We start from the raw sequence: 18,761 nt of genomic DNA, 5'->3' as shown, positions 1-18,761 counted from the left end.
GGAACCCTGGAGCGTTTTCCGGCGAAGCGGCTGCCGGCTCGCGTCAAGAAAACGCCTCAAAGCAGAATCTGGAGCCCCGTTCCGGTTTAGTCGGAGCGGAAGAGGCTCTTTCCGGGCAGGATGGTGGCGGGCCGTGATCAGTAATCTGAAACTGCGCCAGCTGCGCCTGCTGGTCGCTCTCGACAATGAGCGCAAGTTGCAGCTCGCCGCCGAGCGGTTGAACATCACCCAATCCGCGGCATCGAAGATGCTCGCCGAAATCGAGGCGCTGGCGCGGGTTCCCTTGTTCGAGCGCACGGCGCGCGGCGTCGAACCGACGGCCTATGGGTCGATCCTGATCCGTGGCGGCAAGAGCGTGCTGGCCGATCTCGACCAGGTCACCGACGAGTTCGCGGGCTACAAATCCGGTGAGCTCGGCACGGTCTCCGTTGGAACAGTCGCCAAGCCCAGCATCGACCTCGTCGTCGACGTCATCCAGTATCTCGGCGAGAAGCTGCATCGGGTGAACATCTCGCTCGATGTCAGCACCAGCCCGCCATTGATCACGCGACTGCTGGCGCTCGAGTTCGATTTCGTCGTCGCCAGGATTCCCGCCGGCATCGACCCCCGGCAATTCGACTATTACGAAATCGGCGCGGAGGAGGCGGTGCTGCTCGTTCGCGCGGAGCATCCGTTGGCCGGCCGCGAGACGGTCGAGCTGGAGGACATGGTCGACCAGCAATGGATCTGCCAGCCGCGCGAATCCTTCATGCGTCAAGCGCTCGAGAGGCTGTTCATGAGCCGCGGCGTGACGCCGCCGCGTCGGGTCATCAACACCGAGTCGTTTTTCGCCTCGGTCGGAATTGCCGCGGGCATCGACGCGATCGTGCCGGTCCCCATGCTGGTGTTCGATCTGGTCGATCCGCAGCGGTTCAAGGTGCTGCGCCTGCGCGACAGGCTGTTGTTGGAGAATTACGGCCTGATCAAGTTGCGCAAGCGTGCGCTGTCACCCGCCGCGGCACTGCTGTTCGACGCGATGAAGCGGCTCGGCGTACCGAATGGCGGCGCAGAGCAGGGCGACGCGGCGAGCTGAACACTCAGCGGAACATGCCGCGCAGGTTCTGGGCAATCTCGAACAGCGCCGGATTCTGCTTCACGGCGCGCTTGGCGTGATTGATGGCCGACAGCGCACTGGCCGCCGGCTTGCCGCGCAAGCTGAGCGGAATGAAGCTGTCGACGACGGCTTCATCGTCCTTGCAGAACAGCCGCTTGTACTCGTCCGAGCCGATGCCGAGATCCAGAGCGCGGTAGTTCAGGCCGGCATGGCGATCGATGATGTCGCGCATCAGGATCAGGCCGGGGCTGAACTTGGAATTGGCCGACATCGTGTAGGTGTTGAACATCATCGAGAAGCGATGACCGTCGGACACGCCGGCGAAGATCGCGATCACTTCCTCGTCGCACTCCAGCGCGTGGATGTCGATCGCATAGCCGTTGCCGTCGGCGCGCGGCGCGAGGCAGGCGGCACGAATGAACTGCTCGATGCCCGGCTCGGCGAACACGTTCGGCAGCTTCTGCTCGGCCATGCGCTGCGGCTTGACGCGGAAGAACCAGTCGAGCAGGCGGCAGACATCGGCGCTCTCGCTCGCGACGTAATAGCGATAGCCGGGCAGCGCCTGCAGCTTGCGCTCCTTGCCCTTGAGGCGGCGGCGGAACGAGTTGCTGATCAGCGCCGCGGGCGCGGCGCTGGGCTCGATCGCCAGCACCGGGCAGTCGTTGACCGAAGGCTGACGCGGCAGCAGCGCCAGCGGATTCGGCAGGTCCCGCCAGCGCAGCGGCTGCTGGCAGAGCACGAGCGCGTCGGTGCGGGAACGTTCGGCGATCGATCCGATCAGAGCCGCGATGTCGGCTTCCGTCGCGTTGGCGGCGAAATCCTTCTCGCACAGCGCCATGTTGAAGGTGGCATGCTTGCCGCCCATGAAGCTCGCGCAGTTCGCGCCGAGGCGGGATTCGATTGCGAGCGGCAACAGCAGCAGCGGCCGGCGTTCGCTGTCATGAGCGACGACGATGAAGGGCCGTAGGCCCTCGCGCTCGCCGACCTGGCGCTGCCAACTGGCGAGGAAATCGAACCGCTGATAGGGCGTGTAGCTGTGCTGCGATGTCTCGAAGCCGCGCCAGGTCGCTTCGGCCGCGGTGAGATCATGAAAGATGTCGACGCCGGCAACGCGGATTGCGTTCGGCCACGCCCGCGTCTCAGCCGTCTGGCCTTCGATTGCCGCCGCCATGGTCATCTCGGAACCCGAAATTTTAGGGTATCAATTTACAGTTCTCGGCTGGGGCCGACCTTCGCAGGGAAATGTCAACAAAGAGTAATAACAATGCCGCGGCGGTGTGCGGGAACCGCCTGACAAGGACGGGGATCTTGGCGCCGGACAGCGGGATTTTGCGACGGGCCCGAATGGAGCTCGCGTATTTCAGTGGCGCCTTCAGGCTGCGGGAACGCGAGAGCGGCGGCGCCGGGGTGATCCTGCGCTTCGCCCGCGTTCGTCCCGCGCGACGCGGCCGGTTTCAGCCGCTGAAGTCCCAGGAGATCACGCCGGCTTTCCTCGATCGCACGATCCGTGCGTTGAGGCGCTGGCGGTATGACATCGTCGGGATCGACGAGGCTTGCCGCCGCGCGGTGACCTTGCCAGAGCGCCGGCGCTTTGCGTGCCTGACCTTTGACGGCGCCAGCAAGGACATCGTCACCCATGCCTGGCCGGTGCTCGCTAGGCACGGCGTTCCCTTCGCGCTCTATCTCCCGACAGCCTTTCCCGATGGCGTCGGCGTGGCGTGGTGGCTGGTCCTGGAGGACATCATCGCGCGCGAAAACCGCATCAGCATGATGATCGACGGCCGGGAGCGGCACTTCGCGATTTCAAATCTCTCGGACAAATACGAGCTGTTCGATTTCCTGTCCGGCTGGCTGCGCAAGCTGCCGCCGTCGGACCTGTCCTACGCGCAGAACGATCTCGCCAGGCGCTATTCGGCCGACGCGGCCCAATTGTCACGCAATGCGTCACTCGACTGGCAGGATCTGGCGAAGCTTGCCGCCGATCCGAACGTGACGTTCGGCAGCGCGACCGTGAACTATCCGGCGCTGTCGAGCCTCAGGGATGCCGACGCGCAGCGCGAGATGGCGATGGGCAAGGCGGTGGCCGAGAGCGCGCTTGGGCGGCAGGTCAGGCATTTCGCATTCCCGTTCGGGGACCGCGATGCGTTCGGCCGTCCGCATGTCGTGATGGCCGAGGAGGCCGGCTTTGCCAGCGCGGTGTCGACCATACCAGGGGTCGTCGAGGCGCAGGGGCGCACCAACCTCCACGCGCTGCCGCGCATCGCATGGGACGGCCGCGTGCGTTCGCTGCGGATGATGCGGGTGCTGCTGTCGGGCGTGATGTTCGCGCCGGTGCGGCCGACGCGCAGCGCGCGCGACCAGAACGTTACTTAGGCGCGATCGGGCCGCGACATCCAGGCGACGATCGGCATCGCCGGCAGCACCCAGCCGAGGCCGGCGACGACGTAGAAGATCGCCTGCAGCAGCCCCGAATTGGCAAGCCACGGCGTCTGGGCGATCGTCATGCCCAGCAGCGACCACACCACTACCAGGATCAACAGGAAGATGGTTCCGAGCAGTTTGCGGGTGCGTATGGCCATGGCGGATATTTGCAACTCGTGATCCAGGGCGTTTTCGAGCGAAGCGGTCACCGGTTCGCGCAAAGAAAACGCGTCAAAACAACATTCTGGAGCTTCCTTCCGGCTGGATCGGAACGAGGCTCCGGGCGGCGCTTGCGCCGCGGGCGCGGCGGACTATAAGGGGCCCGAAAATCCAATCAAGTCAGGGCGAAATGGCCGGTATTTCCGCAAAGACATCGCAGCTCCGCGCCGTCAGGGTATGGCTGGTCGCGGTGGCCGCCCTGATCGCCCTGATGGTCTTGGTCGGCGGCGCCACGCGGCTGACCGAGTCCGGCCTGTCGATCGTCGAATGGAAGCCGGTGACCGGCACGCTGCCGCCGCTGACCGATGCGCAGTGGACGCAGGCCTTCGAGGGCTACAAGAGGATCCCGCAATATCGCGAGCTCAACGCCGGGATGACGCTCGAGCAATTCAAGACGATCTTCTGGTGGGAGTGGGGCCACCGGCTGCTTGGTCGCGTGATCGGCGCGGCCTATCTGCTGCCGTTCCTGTATTTCCTGTGGCGCGGCGCAGTGAGCGGCGAGCTCGGCCGGCGGCTGTGGGTGATTTTCGGCCTCGGCGCGCTGCAGGGCGGCGTCGGCTGGTGGATGGTCGCGTCCGGCCTCTCGGAACGGATCGAGGTATCGCAGTATCGGCTGGCGACGCATCTGGTGCTGGCGCTGCTGATCTTTGCGGCGATCGTCTGGACGCTGCGGCGCCTGACCGACCGCCCAAGCGTGATCGCGCCGCTCAGGCTGAAGATCACGAGCGCGGTGCTGCTCGTGCTGACCTTCGTGCAGCTCTATTTCGGCGCGCTGGTCGCGGGGCTGCGCGCGGGCAGGGTTTATAATACCTGGCCCGACATCGATGGCGGCTTCATTCCGTCGGCTGACCGGCTTTGGTTCGAGACACCGTGGTGGCGCAATCTGTTCGACAACACGCTGACAGTGCAGTTCGAACATCGGATGACCGCCTATCTGCTGTTCGCGCTGGCGATCGCACATGCGATCGATGCCATGCGCGCGCGCGCCGGCGGCGCTGTCATCGCGGGTGCCTGGTGGCTGGTGGCGGCGATCACGCTGCAGGCGACGCTCGGCATCCTGACGCTGCTGCATCAGGTGCCGATCGATCTGGCGCTGACGCACCAGGCCGTCGCCATCGTCGTGCTGACGCTCGCGGTGCTGCAGGCCGAGCGCTTCGCCGCGCGCCGGACCGAGCGGGACCAGCCGACCCTCGTTGCGGTCGGCCAGCCCGGTTGATCGATCAGGACAGATAGTCGAGCCCGATATCGAGCGCGGCCGAGCTGTGGGTTACCCAGCCGACCGAGATCAGGTCGACGCCGGTTGCGGCAATCGCTGCGGCGGTCGTCGCGGTGATGCGGCCCGAAGCTTCGGTGATCGCCTTGCCGCGCGCCATGTCGACCGCCTGGCTGAGCTGCTCGGTCGTCATGTTGTCGAGCAGCACCGCGTCGACGCCGAGCGTCAGCGCCTCCTCGAGTTGCGACAGCGTGTCGACCTCGACCTCGATCTTGACGAGATGGCCGGCATTGGCCTTGGCGCGCTCGATCGCGGTGCGGATGCCACCGGCGAGCGCGATGTGGTTGTCCTTGATCAGCACGGCATCGTCGAGGCCGAAGCGGTGATTGCCGCCGCCGCCGGCGCGCACCGCATATTTCTCCAGCGCACGCAGTCCCGGCGTGGTCTTGCGGGTGCAGACGATCTGCGCGCGGGTGCCCGCCACGGCCTTGACCAGCGTGGCGGTTGCGGTGGCGACACCGCTCAGATGGCAGAGGAAGTTGAGCGCGGTCCGCTCGGCGGTAAGCAGGCTGCGGGCCGGGCCGCCGATGATCGCGATGACCTGGTCGGGTTCGACCGCGCTGCCGTCGGGCCGTTCGGCGCGCAGCGTGATGGCCGGCGACACCGTCTGGAAAGCTGACCGCGCGACATCGAGCCCGGCGATCACGCCGGGCTGCCGCGCCCGCATCACCAGCCGCGCCTGCTGGCCGGCCGGCACGATGGCATCTGCGGTGATATCGCCGGCCCGGCCGAGATCCTCGCGCAGCGCGGTGTGCACGATCGGCTCATAGATCAGCGGCAACAGGGGGGTGAGGGTCATGACAGGGCACTCCTGGCAAATGGCGTGGATTCGACGATGTCGCGCGCGGCGGCGAGTGCATCGGCGCGGGTAAGGGACGACGTAACGGCCGACGCAGCAATGTGCGGGAAATCGGTGCGGAAGTGGCCGCCGCGGCTTTCCTCACGCCGGATGGCGGCAACCGCGACCATCAATCCGACCAATGCTGCGTCGGATGCCGCATTGTGACCGCATGCGAGTGGATAGAGACTGCGGATCGCGCGGGCGATCCCGTCGCGGTCGCGCAGGACGCCGAGGCCCTGGGTGAGGATCGGTCGCACGGCAGAGGGATCGGAAGCCTGTGGCATCGCGTCGTCGCGCAGCATGGTGCGCGGGCCCGCACTCACGCTTTCGATGCTTTCGGCGACCCAGCGCGCGCAGACGATCGCTTCCATCAGCGAGTTGCTGGCGAGCCGGTTGGCGCCGTGCAACCCGGTGCGCGCGGCCTCGCCGCAGGCCCACAGGCCCTGCAGCGTGCTGCGGCCAAAACCGTCAACCGTGATGCCGCCCATGTGGTAGTGAACCGCCGGCCGGATCGGGATCGGATCATGGGCGGGATCGATGCCGGCCATCTTGCAGAACGCGCTGATCACGGGATAGCGCTGCGCAAACTCCGCGCCCGGATGTTGGCGCGCGTCGAGGAAGGTACGATGCCCCGCGGCGCGGTGGCGCCAGACGGCGCGCGCGACGATGTCGCGTGGCGCAAGCTCGGCGCCGGGCTGATCGGCCATGAAGCGCTCGCCGGTCTCGTCGATCAAGACCGCGCCGTCGCCGCGGATCGCCTCGGTCAGCAGCGGCATCGGGCGCGACGGCCCGTCGAACGCGGTCGGATGAAACTGCACGAACTCGATGTCCGACAGTTTTGCACCGGCATGTGCGGCAAGCGCGAGCCCCTGGCCGAAACATCCGCCGGGATTGGTGCTGTCGGCGAACAGCCCGCCGATGCCGCCGGTTGCGATCACCACGCGATTGGTCGTGATCGTCAGCGCGCCACGGTCGCTCGCTGCAAGCACGCCCCTGACTGCATTGTCCTCGACGATCAGCCGGCGCGCCTCGACGCCTTCCAACAGTGTGATCGACGGCGTCTGGCGGGCCGCCGCGATCAGCGCGCGCATGATCTCCCGGCCGGTGCCGTCGCCGGTGGCGTGCACGATGCGGTTGCGGCGGTGTGCGGCCTCGAGCCCGAGGCGCCAGCTGCCGTCGGCGTGCCGGTCGAAGGCGACGCCGAGCCTCGCCAGCTGCTCGACGGCGGCCGGCGCGGCGTGGACGATCCGGCTCGCAGCGGCCGCGTCGCAAAGGCCGGCGCCGGCCGCGAGCGTATCGGCGAGATGCAGGGCAGGGCTGTCATCGGCGCCGACCGGCGCCGCAAGGCCGCCCTGAGCCCACATGCTGGAAGCTTCCGCGCCGAGCGGCGACTTCGACAGCAGCACGACCGGCTCGGGTGCGAGCTGAAGCGCGGTCATCAGCCCCGCGGCACCGCCGCCGATGATCACCGGCCGGCCGTTGAGATCGGAGATATCAATACTCATATCGCCAGCATCCTTTCGACGCTCTTGCGCGCGCGATCGGCGATCGCAGGGTCGATAGTGACCTCGTGCTGGTTGGTCTCCAGCGCGTGACGGATGTTCTTCAGCGTGATCCGCTTCATATGCGGACAGAGATTGCAGGGGCGGACGAAGTCGACACCGGGATTTAGCGCGGCGATGTTGTCGCTCATCGAGCATTCCGTCAGCAGCACGACGCGCGGCGGACGTTTGGTCTCGACGAACGACTGCATCGCAGCCGTCGAGCCGGCAAAGTCCGCTTCGGCGACCACCTCGGGCGGGCATTCCGGATGCGCCAGGATGGTGACATCGGGATGATCCTCGCGCAGCTGGCGCACGTCATCGGCGGTGAACAGCTCGTGCACCTCGCAGTGGCCCTTCCAGGCGATGATCTTCTTGCTGGTTTGCTTGGCGATGTTCTGCGCCAGATATTCATCAGGGAGCATGATGACGCGCTCGGCGCCGAGCGATTCAACCACCTTCAGCGCATTGCCCGAGGTGCAGCAGATGTCGGACTCGGCCTTCACCGCGGTCGAGGTGTTGACATAGGCGACGACCGGTGCGTCCGGGTAACGCGCGCGCATCAGCCGCACGTCCTCCGCCGTGATGGAATCCGCCAGCGAGCAGCCGGCCTTGAGGTCGGGGATCAGCACGGTCTTGGCCGGATTGAGCAGCTTCGCGGTCTCGGCCATGAAGTGCACGCCCGCGAGCACGATGACATCGGCATCGACCTTGGTTGCTTCGCGCGCGAGCAACAGGCTGTCGCCGACGATATCGGCGACGCCGTGGAAGATCTCCGGCGTCTGGTAATTATGCGCCAGCACCACCGCATTGCGGCGGCGTTTCAGCGCGAGGATCGCATCGACGTCCTCGGCGAACGTGGCCCATTCGAACGGCGGGATGACGCGTTTGACGCGCTCATAGAGCGGCGCGGTGCGGGTGAGCAGATCGGTATCGAGTGCAACCATTTATACTCTCCGTGAGCATAAGATGGCTTATACTTATCCTGAGCATAAGGCGTGTCAAGTGCGCGAAAGCGGGAGCTTGGTGCCGGCGACGGCCCGTTCGGCCAGCACGGCATGGCGGAAGCGGAATAGCTTGGCCGGCCGGCCGACGGTATCGGCGGCCATTGCGCCAGTCTCTTCAACGAGTTCCTGCTGCTCGATCAGCCGGCGGAAGTTCTGCTTGTGGACCAGCCGGCCTGCGAGCGCCTCAACACTGCGTTGCAGTTGCAGCAGGGTGAACTCGGCCGGCATCAGCTCGAATACCACCGGACGGTATTTGATCTTGGCGCGCAGCCGCGCGATCCCGGTCGCGAGAATGCGGCGATGATCCGCCGTCATCGGCTTGCCCGGCACGACCGGCGTCTCGCGGCCATGCCCGCGTCCGGCTTCCGGGATCAGCGCGGCCTCGTAGAGCAGCTCATAGCGTTGCAGCACCAGCTCCTCGTTCCAGTCGCGATCGTCGAGACCGAAGGTGATGGCGCAGCGCTGCCAGCGCTCGCGCTGCAGCGTCGGTGACGGCGCCGCCTTCGCCCACGTTTTCAGCTTCGGCGCGATCGTCTTCGCCAGGAAGGCCGGCGCGCCGGCGCGATGATCCTCCCAGGGGAAGTAGTCGTACCAGCCGGACCAGTGCGCCTCAAAGCCTTCGCCGACACGATCCTCGCGGGTCAGGCCGAGATAGCTGATCGAGACGCTGTGCGGCCCCTTGGCGTCGCCGGAGCGGCCAGGGTCGGCAAAGGTGTAGAGCTGCTCGACATAGCCGAGCGGGTGGCCGGTCTGCGCTTCGACCCAGGCCCGCAGCGCGGTCTGCAGCGAGCGATGGGTGAACTCGAACGGGCCGCTCGGCAGCGCGGAGCCGCCGGCGATGGTCATGATCTTCGGCGTGCCCTCGGTGACGGCAACCAGCACCGCGACGAGATCGGCGGTCACCGCGTTCCCCGAAGCCGGTGCGCTGGATTTCTGCGGCGATCTGGCCACCCGATCGTTCCGCGCTAGCAGTAGCCGTAGACGCCGCAGGCGTAGGGCAGGCGATCCCAATAGGTCACATAGGCGCCGCCGTAGTACGGGCCGAAATAGTTGTAGGAGTGCCAGTTGCCGTAATAGCCGGGCAGCGACGACGACCCCGGCAGCAGCGGTTCGCCGGGCACGAACGGGATATACGGCTCGGAATTGAGCGGGATCACCACGGGCTGCTCGACGACCACGAGCTGGCGTCCGCGCCGCACATAGGTCGGCGATGTGATCGTGGTGCGGTAGGCGTAATGCCGGCGCGGCAGACCCGCCGGCAGCTGGCGCGCGGCCTTGACGGTCGTGCTCTTGGCGACGGCCGGGCCGTCGGCGGCGTCAGCAGGCGGGATCGCAAACAATGCGATCGCGAGCGGCAATGTCCAGCGCAGCATCAATGGTCTCCCGAATCATCCGGAGCCTATCACTGCCACTTTAAGCCGGATTGAACGTTAACGAGAGGCCCGTCGATATTAAGCGTTAACGGGAGGTCGGTCGCTTTGGGCAAGTTGCCGGAGCGATGCGGCGCACCGCTCCGGAACAATTGCGGGATCAGGCGCGCAGGGCCTCGTCGAGGTCGGCGATCAGGTCTTCCTTGTCCTCGATGCCGATCGAAAGCCGCACCACCTCGGGCGCCGCGCCCGACCTCACCTTGGCGGCGTCGTCGAGCTGGCTGTGGGTGGTGGAGGCCGGATGGATCACCAGCGAGCGGGTGTCGCCGACATTGGCGAGATGCGAAAACAGCTTCAGGTTCGACACCAGATTGACGCCGGCGTCATAGCCGCCCTTAAGGCTAAACGTGAACACCGCCCCGGCTCCCTTCGGCGCATATTTGCGCTGCAAGGCGTTGTACCTGTCGCCGGGCAGGCCGGCATAGTTCACCGCTGACACGGCGGGGTGGGTGGAGAGGAATTCCGCCACCGCCTTGGCGTTGTCGCAGTGCTTCTGCATGCGCAGCGGCAGCGTCTCGATGCCGGTCAGGATCATGAAGGCGTTGAACGGCGACAGCGCGGGGCCGAGGTCGCGCAGGCCGAGCACGCGGCAGGCGATCGCGAAGGCGAAGTTGCCGAAGGTCTCCTGGATCCGGATGCCGTGATATTCCGGGCGCGGCTCGCTCAGCATCGGGTATTTGTTGTCCTTCGACCAGTCGAAGGTGCCGGCATCGACGATGATGCCGCCGAGCGAATTGCCGTGACCGCCGAGGAATTTGGTCAGGGAGTGCACGACGATGTCGGCGCCGTGATCGATCGGCTTGATCAGATAAGGCGAGGCCAGCGTGTTGTCGACGATCAGCGGCACGCCGGCCTTGCGCGCAACGGCCGCGATCGCCTCGATGTCGGTGATGCTGCCGGCAGGGTTGGCGATCGACTCGATGAAGATCGCCTTGGTGTGCGGCGTTACCGCGCGCTCGAAGCTTTCGATCTCATCGGGGTCGGCCCAGGCCACATTCCAGCCAAACGCCTTGAAGGCGTGCGTGAACTGGTTGATCGAGCCGCCATAGAGCTTGCGTGCCGCGATGATCTCATCGCCGGGCTTCAACAGCTGCTGCAGCACGACGACCTGTGCCGCGTGACCGGAAGCGACGGCGAGCGCCGCGGTGCCGCCTTCGAGGGCTGCGACACGTTCCTCGAGCACGGCATTGGTCGGGTTGCCGATGCGGGTATAGATGTTGCCGAATGCCTGCAGGCCGAACAGCGAGGCCGCATGGTCGGCGTCGTTGAAGACGAATGACGTGGTCTGGTAGATCGGCGTCGCCCGCGCGCCGGTGGTGGGATCAGGCTGCGCGCCGGCGTGCACGGCGAGGGTGGAAAATCCCGGAAGGCGATCGGTCATTCTTTAGTATCCTGTTGTGGCCTGGTCGAAACGCGCGGCATGCTGATGGCGACGGCGCCCGCCGTCAAGCGAGTTGGGCACACCGCCGGTTGGAGGGGCATCCGCGCTATACCGGATGATCGCAGCGATTATTCCGCCGCGATGTCAGGTCGTCTCGGTCTTGTTCTTTGCCGCGCGGTCGGATGCCGCGGTCTGTCCGCCGCCGAAGCTCGTGCGATTGAGCGACAGCCGCATGCCCTGCGTCGGGACCGGCGCGCGTTTGGAACTCAGCGTGCGCGAGTTGACGCCCATCCACGAGATCTCCGATGACAGCCGGCCATACTCGATCTTCGGGCAGCGGTTCATCACCACCTTGAGGCCCGCGGCTTCCGCCTTCTCGGCAGCGGCATCGTCGCGCGCGCCAAGCTGCATCCAGATCACCTTCGGCGGCGTCGACAATTTCAGCGCCTCCTCGACCACGGGCATGATGTGGCTTGAGTTGCGGAAGATGTCGATCATGTCGATCGGCCGATCGATGTCCGCAAGCGAGGCGACGAACGGCTTGCCCATCAGCGTCTTGCCGACATGGCCGGGGTTGACCGGGATCATGTCGTAGCCGCGCTGCGCCAGATATTTGAACGCGAAATAGCTCGGCCGCACGTTGACCGGCGAAGCGCCGACCATCGCGATGGTCTTGACGTTGTTCAGAATGCTGCGGATGTAGTTGTCGTCGTAGGCGTCGTGATTCATTTTTCTTCCGGGTTTGTCATTCCGGGGCCCGCGCAGCGAGAACCCGGAATCTCGAGATTCCGGGTCTGGTGCTAACGCACCATCCCGGAATGACGACCTCAGGTCGTCACTTGTCCTGCCACTTCGGATCGCGCTTCTCGATGAAGGCACCGATGCCTTCCTCGGCGTCGCGCGCCATCATGTTTTCGGTCATCACCTCGGCGGCGAAGCGATAGGCCTCGGCGAGGTTCATCTCGGCCTGGCGATAGAACGCTTCCTTGCCGAGCTTGACGGTGTAGGCCGATTTCAGCGCGACCTTCTCGGCCAGCGCGATCGCGGCGTCGCGTTCGGTGCCCGCGGATACCACGCGGTTGACGAGGCCGATGCTCTGCGCCGTTGCCGCCGAGACCGGCTCTCCGGTCAGCAGCATCTCCATGGCCTGTTTGCGCGGCACGTTGCGCGACAGCGCCACCATCGGCGTCGAGCAGAATAGCCCGATGTCGACGCCCGGCGTCGCGAACGCCGCCGCTTCGGAGGCGACCGCGAGGTCGCAACTTGCGACGAGCTGGCAGCCGGCCGCGGTGGCGATGCCCTGGACGGATGCGACCACCGGCTTCGGCAGGCGCACGATGGCCTGCATCATCGCGCTGCAGGCGTTCATGATTTGCGCGAAATAGGCGCGGCCGCGGTCGGCATCGCTACGGCGCGCGGTAAGCTCCTTGAGGTCGTGGCCGGCGCAGAACGCCGGGCCGTTGGCGGCGAGCACGACGGCGCGGATGCCCTTGTCACCACTGATCTCGTTCAGGGCGGCGTGCAGTTCGCCGATCAGGCCCTCGGAGAGGCTGTTGCGCGCTCCGGGGCGATTGAGCGTCAGTAGCGCGATACTGCCGACGGTCTCGCGCAGCAGGATCGGCTGGTGTTGCGGCGCTTCGGCGCGGGCGGCTTGGGCGGACATGGTGAAATTCCACTTTGGTCTCTGTGACAACTTAATGTAACAGGCAGGCTGAAGCGAGGGCAGGGACGGCATGGCGACTGCGAAAATGAGCGTGGCTGACGTGGAGGAGTTCCTGCGGAGGGAATTCCCGCAGGCGTTCGTCCATGACGATGTCCGGATCGAAAGCGCCGACGGCGAGACGGCCCTGCTGCGCCAGCGCTTCAGCGAGCGCATGCTGCGGCCGGGCGGTACGGTGTCCGGGCCGACCCTGATGGGCCTGGCGGATTTCGCGATGTACGTGGTGCTGCTGTCGGCGATCGGGCCGGTCGGCCTTGCCGTGACCACCAACCTCAACATCAATTTCCTGCGCAAGGGCCAGCCGGGGCAGGACGTGCTCGCGGTGGCGAGGCTGCTCAAGCTCGGCAAGCGGCTCGCGGTCGGCGAGGTCAACCTGCTGTCCGGCTCGTCTCCCGATCCCATTGCCCATGTCACGGCGACCTATTCCATTCCAAATCAATAGGCTTTTCTATGGTATTATTACACCATATTTGCAAACCATTGTTTTTTCTGATGTAATTTGAGCGCGTGGGCGTTGACGCGCGATCGTGGCTTCTCTAGAAAGCTGCCAGTTCGGCGCATACGGCGCCGATTTCTTTTTCACGGATTTCACACATGAGCACGTTCTCGGCCAAGCCCGCCGAAGTGACGAAGAAGTGGGTCGTGATCGACGCCAAAGGTCTGGTCGTCGGTCGTCTCGCCACGCTCGTCGCGATGCGCCTGCGCGGCAAACACCTGCCCACCTACACCCCGCATGTCGATTGCGGCGACAACGTCATCATCGTCAACGCCGCGCATGTGGTGCTGACCGGTCGCAAGCGCGACCAGAAGACCTACTACAAGCACACCGGCTTCATCGGTGGCATCAAGGAGCGCACCGCGAAGCAGATCCTTGAGGGTCGCTTCCCGGAGCGCGTCGTCGAGAAGGCGATCGAGCGCATGATCCCGCGCGGTCCGCTCGGCCGTATGCAGATGGGCAATCTGCGCGTCTATCCGGGTGCCGATCATCCGCATGAAGCGCAGAGCCCCGAGAAGGTCGATATCGCTTCCCTGAATCGCAAGAACACGAGGGCCGCATAATGTCCGATACGTTGCAGTCCCTCGACCAGCTCTCGCAGGTCAAGCCGGCCGCTCCCGACGCGCCGAAATACGTCAAGAAGGTCGACAAGTACAACCGCGCTTACGCCACCGGCAAGCGCAAGGACGCGGTCGCCCGCGTCTGGGTCAAGCCGGGCTCCGGCAAGATCTCGGTCAACACCCGCGAGTTCGAAGTCTACTTCGCCCGCCCGGTGCTGCGCATGATGATCCAGCAGCCGCTGGTCGCTGCCGCCCGTAACGGCCAGTACGACGTGATCTGCACCGTCGCCGGCGGCGGTCTCTCCGGCCAGGCCGGTGCTGTCCGCCACGGCATCTCGAAGGCGCTGACCAACTTCGAGCCTGAGCTGCGCGGCGTCCTCAAGAAGGGCGGCTTCCTGACCCGCGACAGCCGTTCGGTCGAGCGCAAGAAGTACGGCAAGGCGAAGGCCCGCAAGTCCTTCCAGTTCTCGAAGCGCTAATTCGAGTTCTAAAATTCGCGGCAATTGCCGCGGGCATCGAGTTGCAGAGGGCGCCGCGAGGCGCCCTTTTTGCTGCGTCCGACCGGCGATGCTTCGGCGCGAATTAGCGCAGTTTTTCATGAAAACTTGCGTGTGCGTGCAAACGAAATTGGAACTCGCACCTTCTAGCTTGCGGGCTCGCAATGGCGCTGCATCACCGTATTTATTTGCGCCTGCGAACGTTGCATCACACCGGGCTGGGGTGAGTTTATGTCGTTCGATCCATCGACACTTTATTTGTTCGCCACCATGGTCGCGGGCATGCTCGGCGCCATGCTGTGGTTGTTCGGCAGGCAGGAGAACATTTCCGCGCTGAAATGGTGGGGCACCGCCTATCTGCTCGGCGCGGCCTCGGTTGCGGTCTGGACGGTCGGTAGTTCGACGCTCGATCCGATGGTTCTGCTGGGTCTCAATGCGATCGGCTTCGCCGCCTGCGGCCTGGTCTGGAATGCCGCGCGCATTTTCCACGGCCGCAAGGCCAATTTGCTGGGCCTCGTGCTCGGCCCGATCGCATGGATCGGGGCGGTGACGACGGTTGAGGATCCCGCGATGCGCCTGACGATCGGCGCCGGGATCGTCGCGATCTACGCCGCGTTGACCGCATCAGAACTGTGGAGCGAGCGCCGCCGCGCGATGCAACGGCGCTGGCTTGCGATCGTCATCCCGGTCGCGCACGGTTGCGTCCTGATGCTGCCGATCCTGGTCGGCGACCTGCTGCGATTGAACGGCCAGAATTTCGTCTCCAGCTTTTGGGTCACGCTGTTTTCGATCGAACTCGTGCTGTACGCGATCGGCACGGTGTTCGTGATCTTCATGATGGTGTCGGACCGCGCGGTGGCCGTGCACAAGACGGCCGCGTCGATCGACCCCCTGAGCGGCATGCTCAACCGCCGCGGCTTCACCGAGGCCTGCGCGCGGGTGATCGAGCGCGAGTCCATTGCCGGCCGGCCGGTCACCGTGATGATCTTCGACATCGATCACTTCAAGTCGATCAACGATCGCTTCGGCCATCCCGCGGGTGACGAGATCCTGAAGCTGTTCTCCGCCGTCGTCGTCAACAGCCTCAGGATCAGCGATCTGTCGGGCCGGATCGGCGGCGAGGAATTCGCGGCGCTGCTGCCGTGCTCGCTGGAGGAGGGTGTGCTGGTCGCCGAGCGCGTGCGCGAAGCCTTCGAGAACAGCAACATCACCTGCGAGGAAGGCGCGGTCGACACCACGGTCAGCATCGGCGTCGCCGGCGGCCCCGCCGGGACCGAGCTCGAGGTGCTGCTGGCCTCGGCAGACACCGCGCTCTACCAGGCCAAGCGCGGCGGCCGCAACCGCGTCGAGGCGGCGGAGGAATTGCCGCTCTCGCTGGAGAACTGGCGGCGCAAGACCGCGGGCCTGCCGGCTTCGGCGCGGCAAAAGCCGGCGAGCGTGCGGGCATGAGTGCGGTAACGAGTGGTTAACCATTCGATCCCATGCTTTCGGGCATGGAGTCGATCCGCACCCGCAATCCGCAGTCAGCCCTGATGTCGCTCGAAGCCGACGCGGTTTCGGCGCGCAGCGGTTTCGCCTGCCTGTTCTCGGACTCGCATGAATACGAGACCGCGCTGATCGCCGAACGACGCGCGCAGGGGCGATACCAGCCGCCGAAGAGTCGCTGGCCGATGGTGATGCTGGCCGGCGTGATGCTGATGGTCGCGGGAACGGTGCTGCTGCTCTCCTGACGTGCGGTCACGCGGCCCGCGCCGGATCCTCCGTCTTGAAGTGGTCGATCATCACCTTGGCGATCGCCATCAGCGGCAGCGCCAGCGCCAGCCCCCAGATGCCGAACACGACGCCGAGCAGGATCTGGAACGCGAACAGCGTGGCCGGCGGGATGTCGAGCGCCTGGCGCTGGATGATCGGCGTCAGCACGTAGCTTTCCAGCGCGTGGACGCCGAGGAACAGGATGAAGGCCGACAGCGCCGCGATCCATCCGGTCGCCAGGCTCGCCAGCACGACGATCAGCCCGCCGAGGATCGCGCCGACCGTCGGGATGAAGGCGAGCAGGCCGGCCTGGATGCCGAGGATGAACGAGCTCGGAATGCCGATGATGGCAAGCCCGATCCAGGTGACGAGGAACACCGCCGTCATCGTGATGATCTGCGCGATCAGCCAGCGCTCGAGCGTCTCGCCGATGCGGTCGACGATGACGGTCGCCTGCGCGCGGTACTTCGCCGGCGCGATGAACAACAGCCCGGCGCGGTAGATGCTGGGCTGGGCCGCAAAGGCGAGCCCGAGGAAGAGCACGATGAAGAAGTTGCCGACGACGCTGACGGTGCCGAGCAGCACCTTCAGCGTCTGGCTGATGATGGCACCGCCGCTTGAGGCCAGCGCGCCGGCGCCGGGGATGCCATGGGACTGCGACGATGGGGGCGGCGTCGTCGTCGTCACGGCGCTGCCTTCGCCCTTCGCCTCGCCCGCGGCATTGGTGAAATCGAGATAGCTGGTGTCGACCCCGTGCTGTTCGAGGAAGTCCTTGACGCTGCCGAGCTGCGATTTGATCGTGTTGCTCAGCACCGTGGCCTGCTGCGCGATCGTGGTGCCGCCGAGGAACACGATGCCGGACAGCAGCCCGGCCATCGCCAGGCAGACGATCGCAAGCCGCAACGCGTGGGGCAGCTTGGTCAGCCGGCCGAGCAGGGTGGTCATGGCATTGAGGGCGACCCCGAGCAGCATGCCGGCGAACAGCAGGAACAGGGTCGCGGCAAAATGCCAGGCGAAGGTCAGCAGGGCGGCGAACAGCACCACGCCGATGCCGCCGGCGGCGATCGCCCATGCCAAGTCGTTACGGGCTTGCAGGCGATTGTCAGCCGAGTCTGTCACGGGTGATTCCCCCTTCGCGACGGTGTTTCGAGCAGTCTTTGGCGAAAACCCCGCCGGGATCAAGCTGGCGGGGCCGTGCCGGTTCGCCGCTGGCGGGGTGCGGGGCCGGGCGCGATCGGTGGCATCTGGCCGGCTTTGGGTCCCGAGGGGCGCGAATCTGTGCAGGACTGCAAGCCCCCCTGTGCAGATATAGACAGTTGATCCGGCGGGAACTCGAAGGCATGATCGTCTCCGCAACGTCGCAAACTTAGAAGAATCATTGCGCGAGACTTCAATAATGAGACGGCCCGTGGTCGGCGTGATCGGAAACGCCCATCGCATCGAAAATCGTTTCACAGTCCAGATGGTCGGGGAGCGCAACCTTCGCGCGGTTGCCGAGGTGTCGGGCGCGGTGCCGCTGATGTTCGCCGGCAGCCCCGAAATCACCGAGGTCAGTGCCTTGCTCGACGTGGTCGACGGCGTGGTGCTGACCGGGGCCCGCGCCAATGTTCATCCGACCCGCTTCAATACCGAACCTTGCGCCGCCCACGAGCCCTACGACATCCACCGCGACGACGTTGCGCTGGCGCTGTCGGAAGCCTGCGTCGCGCGCGGTGTGCCGATCTTCGGTATCTGCCGCGGCCTGCAGGAGATGAACGTCGCCTTCGGCGGCTCGCTGCATCCGGAGATCCGCGAGATTCCGGGCCGCATGAACCACCGGATGCCGCGGCTGGAGAACGGCGAGATCCATCCTGACCCGACCGTTGTGTTCGCCGACCGTCATGACGTCGCGCTGACGCCGGGCGGCGCGTTCGCAAAAATCCTCGGCCGGGAGACCATTCGAGTCAATTCGCTGCACGGCCAGGGCATCCTCGAGCCCGGCAAGCGCGTCGTGATCGAGGGCATCGCCGAGGACGGCACCATCGAGGCGATCCGCATCGCCGATGCGCCGGGTTTTGCGCTGGGTGTCCAATGGCACGCCGAATACGATCCGCAGCGCAATCCGATCAACCGCGCCTTGTTCGAAGCCTTCGGCGACGCGCTGCGCGAACGGCGGCGGGCGGCGTAGGACGGTTTCACCGCCACCGTCCCTGCGCGTCCAATCACGACGTCGTCTCCGGAAAACGCGCTGTCGTCCCTGCTTTCGTGTTTGGTCCCGTATGATTGGCGAGGGCCCGCATTGGGGCCTGGTAGCGGAGGCATTTGAGCCTGGTTCGATTGTAGTCGTGGACGAATTTGGCGATGAAGGTGTCTCGATCGGCGTGATCGATGAAGGTCCGCCGGGCGCTGCCACGCTTTGTTTCGCGGCCAATGGCTTCGGCGATGCGCCGGTTGAAACGTTCGACGAGTCCGTTGGTCTGCGGATGGTAGGGCTTGGTCAGGCGATGCTGGATGCCGCACTGTCGGCAGAGTTGATCAAAGGGGTGGTCGC

General features: G+C 65.7%; 21 protein-coding genes. 9 read left to right on the top strand and 12 right to left on the bottom strand.

The window, feature by feature from the left end; translation table 11 throughout:
- The first annotated feature begins 133 nt into the window (after nucleotides 1–133).
- Entirely contained in the window at nucleotides 134–1,072 is a 939-nt protein-coding gene (locus J6525_RS12145) for a LysR family transcriptional regulator (RefSeq protein WP_225644634.1), read from the top strand.
- Between the two features lie 4 nt (nucleotides 1,073–1,076).
- On the opposite strand, the gene J6525_RS12140 is transcribed toward J6525_RS12145, so the two are convergent.
- Entirely contained in the window at nucleotides 1,077–2,270 is a 1,194-nt protein-coding gene (locus J6525_RS12140) for a GNAT family N-acetyltransferase (RefSeq protein WP_225644632.1), read from the bottom strand.
- A gap of 167 nt (nucleotides 2,271–2,437) precedes the next feature.
- Here J6525_RS12140 and J6525_RS12135 point away from each other — a divergent pair, with 167 nt between their 5' ends.
- Nucleotides 2,438–3,466, top strand: coding sequence for a polysaccharide deacetylase family protein (locus tag J6525_RS12135; protein ID WP_225644630.1), 1,029 nt, complete (start codon nucleotides 2,438–2,440; stop codon nucleotides 3,464–3,466).
- On the opposite strand, the gene J6525_RS12130 is transcribed toward J6525_RS12135, so the two are convergent.
- Entirely contained in the window at nucleotides 3,463–3,672 is a 210-nt protein-coding gene (locus J6525_RS12130) for a DUF2842 domain-containing protein (protein ID WP_211986540.1), read from the bottom strand. The two genes, J6525_RS12135 and J6525_RS12130, sit on opposite strands and share 4 nt — an antisense overlap.
- A gap of 191 nt (nucleotides 3,673–3,863) precedes the next feature.
- On the opposite strand from J6525_RS12130, the gene J6525_RS12125 reads away from it, so the two are divergent.
- On the top strand, nucleotides 3,864–4,949 hold the full coding sequence (locus J6525_RS12125; RefSeq protein WP_225644628.1) for a COX15/CtaA family protein: 1,086 nt from the start codon (nucleotides 3,864–3,866) through the stop codon (nucleotides 4,947–4,949).
- A gap of 4 nt (nucleotides 4,950–4,953) precedes the next feature.
- On the opposite strand, the gene nadC is transcribed toward J6525_RS12125, so the two are convergent.
- The 8 genes from nadC to J6525_RS12085 all read right to left on the bottom strand — a co-directional run bounded on the left by nadC (nucleotide 4,954) and on the right by J6525_RS12085 (nucleotide 12,869).
- Nucleotides 4,954–5,805 carry a carboxylating nicotinate-nucleotide diphosphorylase gene (nadC, locus tag J6525_RS12120; RefSeq protein WP_225644627.1) on the bottom strand — a complete coding sequence of 284 codons (852 nt, stop codon included), beginning with the start codon at nucleotides 5,803–5,805 and terminating at the stop codon, nucleotides 4,954–4,956.
- Nucleotides 5,802–7,352 carry an L-aspartate oxidase gene (locus J6525_RS12115; protein WP_225644625.1) on the bottom strand — a complete coding sequence of 517 codons (1,551 nt, stop codon included), beginning with the start codon at nucleotides 7,350–7,352 and terminating at the stop codon, nucleotides 5,802–5,804. The genes nadC and J6525_RS12115 overlap by 4 nt, the downstream gene beginning before the upstream one ends.
- Nucleotides 7,349–8,335 (bottom strand): quinolinate synthase NadA, encoded by a 987-nt coding sequence (nadA, locus tag J6525_RS12110; RefSeq protein WP_092077907.1) that lies wholly within the window; start codon nucleotides 8,333–8,335, stop codon nucleotides 7,349–7,351. Before nadA ends, J6525_RS12115 begins: the two co-directional genes overlap by 4 nt.
- A gap of 54 nt (nucleotides 8,336–8,389) precedes the next feature.
- The gene (locus J6525_RS12105) at nucleotides 8,390–9,241 is read right to left on the bottom strand and encodes an NUDIX hydrolase (protein ID WP_249796014.1); all 852 of its coding nucleotides are present in this window, start codon (nucleotides 9,239–9,241) and stop codon (nucleotides 8,390–8,392) included.
- Nucleotides 9,242–9,360: 119 nt separating this feature from the next.
- On the bottom strand, nucleotides 9,361–9,768 hold the full coding sequence (locus tag J6525_RS12100; protein WP_225644623.1) for a hypothetical protein: 408 nt from the start codon (nucleotides 9,766–9,768) through the stop codon (nucleotides 9,361–9,363).
- 157 nt (nucleotides 9,769–9,925) lie between these two features.
- Complete coding sequence (locus J6525_RS12095) at nucleotides 9,926–11,206, bottom strand: O-acetylhomoserine aminocarboxypropyltransferase (RefSeq protein ID WP_092077897.1); 1,281 nt, start codon at nucleotides 11,204–11,206, stop codon at nucleotides 9,926–9,928.
- A 144-nt stretch (nucleotides 11,207–11,350) separates the two neighbouring features.
- Nucleotides 11,351–11,935, bottom strand: a complete 585-nt coding sequence (locus J6525_RS12090; RefSeq protein ID WP_092077894.1) for a CoA-binding protein — start codon at nucleotides 11,933–11,935, stop codon at nucleotides 11,351–11,353.
- A 106-nt stretch (nucleotides 11,936–12,041) separates the two neighbouring features.
- Nucleotides 12,042–12,869 (bottom strand): enoyl-CoA hydratase, encoded by an 828-nt coding sequence (locus J6525_RS12085; RefSeq protein ID WP_225644621.1) that lies wholly within the window; start codon nucleotides 12,867–12,869, stop codon nucleotides 12,042–12,044.
- Nucleotides 12,870–12,939: 70 nt separating this feature from the next.
- Between J6525_RS12085 and J6525_RS12080 the strand changes: the two genes are divergently transcribed.
- The 5 genes from J6525_RS12080 to J6525_RS12060 all read left to right on the top strand — a co-directional run bounded on the left by J6525_RS12080 (nucleotide 12,940) and on the right by J6525_RS12060 (nucleotide 16,209).
- A complete protein-coding gene (locus tag J6525_RS12080) occupies nucleotides 12,940–13,368 on the top strand; it encodes a PaaI family thioesterase (protein ID WP_028340177.1) in 429 nt (142 codons plus the stop codon).
- 152 nt (nucleotides 13,369–13,520) lie between these two features.
- Nucleotides 13,521–13,985, top strand: coding sequence for a 50S ribosomal protein L13 (gene rplM / locus J6525_RS12075; RefSeq protein ID WP_016840522.1), 465 nt, complete (start codon nucleotides 13,521–13,523; stop codon nucleotides 13,983–13,985).
- On the top strand, nucleotides 13,985–14,461 hold the full coding sequence (rpsI, locus tag J6525_RS12070) for a 30S ribosomal protein S9 (RefSeq protein ID WP_028333930.1): 477 nt from the start codon (nucleotides 13,985–13,987) through the stop codon (nucleotides 14,459–14,461). The genes rplM and rpsI overlap by 1 nt, the downstream gene beginning before the upstream one ends.
- A 249-nt stretch (nucleotides 14,462–14,710) precedes the next feature.
- Nucleotides 14,711–15,928, top strand: a complete 1,218-nt coding sequence (locus tag J6525_RS12065; RefSeq protein ID WP_057020653.1) for a GGDEF domain-containing protein — start codon at nucleotides 14,711–14,713, stop codon at nucleotides 15,926–15,928.
- Nucleotides 15,929–15,972: 44 nt separating this feature from the next.
- Complete coding sequence (locus J6525_RS12060) at nucleotides 15,973–16,209, top strand: hypothetical protein (RefSeq protein ID WP_028333932.1); 237 nt, start codon at nucleotides 15,973–15,975, stop codon at nucleotides 16,207–16,209.
- Between the two features lie 7 nt (nucleotides 16,210–16,216).
- On the opposite strand, the gene J6525_RS12055 is transcribed toward J6525_RS12060, so the two are convergent.
- A complete protein-coding gene (locus J6525_RS12055; RefSeq protein WP_225644619.1) occupies nucleotides 16,217–17,350 on the bottom strand; it encodes an AI-2E family transporter in 1,134 nt (377 codons plus the stop codon).
- A 277-nt stretch (nucleotides 17,351–17,627) separates the two neighbouring features.
- On the opposite strand from J6525_RS12055, the gene J6525_RS12050 reads away from it, so the two are divergent.
- Complete coding sequence (locus tag J6525_RS12050; RefSeq protein WP_057020651.1) at nucleotides 17,628–18,398, top strand: gamma-glutamyl-gamma-aminobutyrate hydrolase family protein; 771 nt, start codon at nucleotides 17,628–17,630, stop codon at nucleotides 18,396–18,398.
- A gap of 34 nt (nucleotides 18,399–18,432) precedes the next feature.
- Here J6525_RS12050 and J6525_RS12045 read toward each other — a convergent pair.
- Nucleotides 18,433–18,761: integrase core domain-containing protein (locus J6525_RS12045; protein WP_225644617.1), on the bottom strand; the 329-nt coding region annotated here is incomplete at its 5' end.

The organism is Bradyrhizobium australafricanum (assembly GCF_020329495.1).
Lineage (GTDB): Bacteria > Pseudomonadota > Alphaproteobacteria > Rhizobiales > Xanthobacteraceae > Bradyrhizobium > Bradyrhizobium australafricanum.
This window is presented reverse-complemented; position numbering and strand designations above follow the sequence as displayed.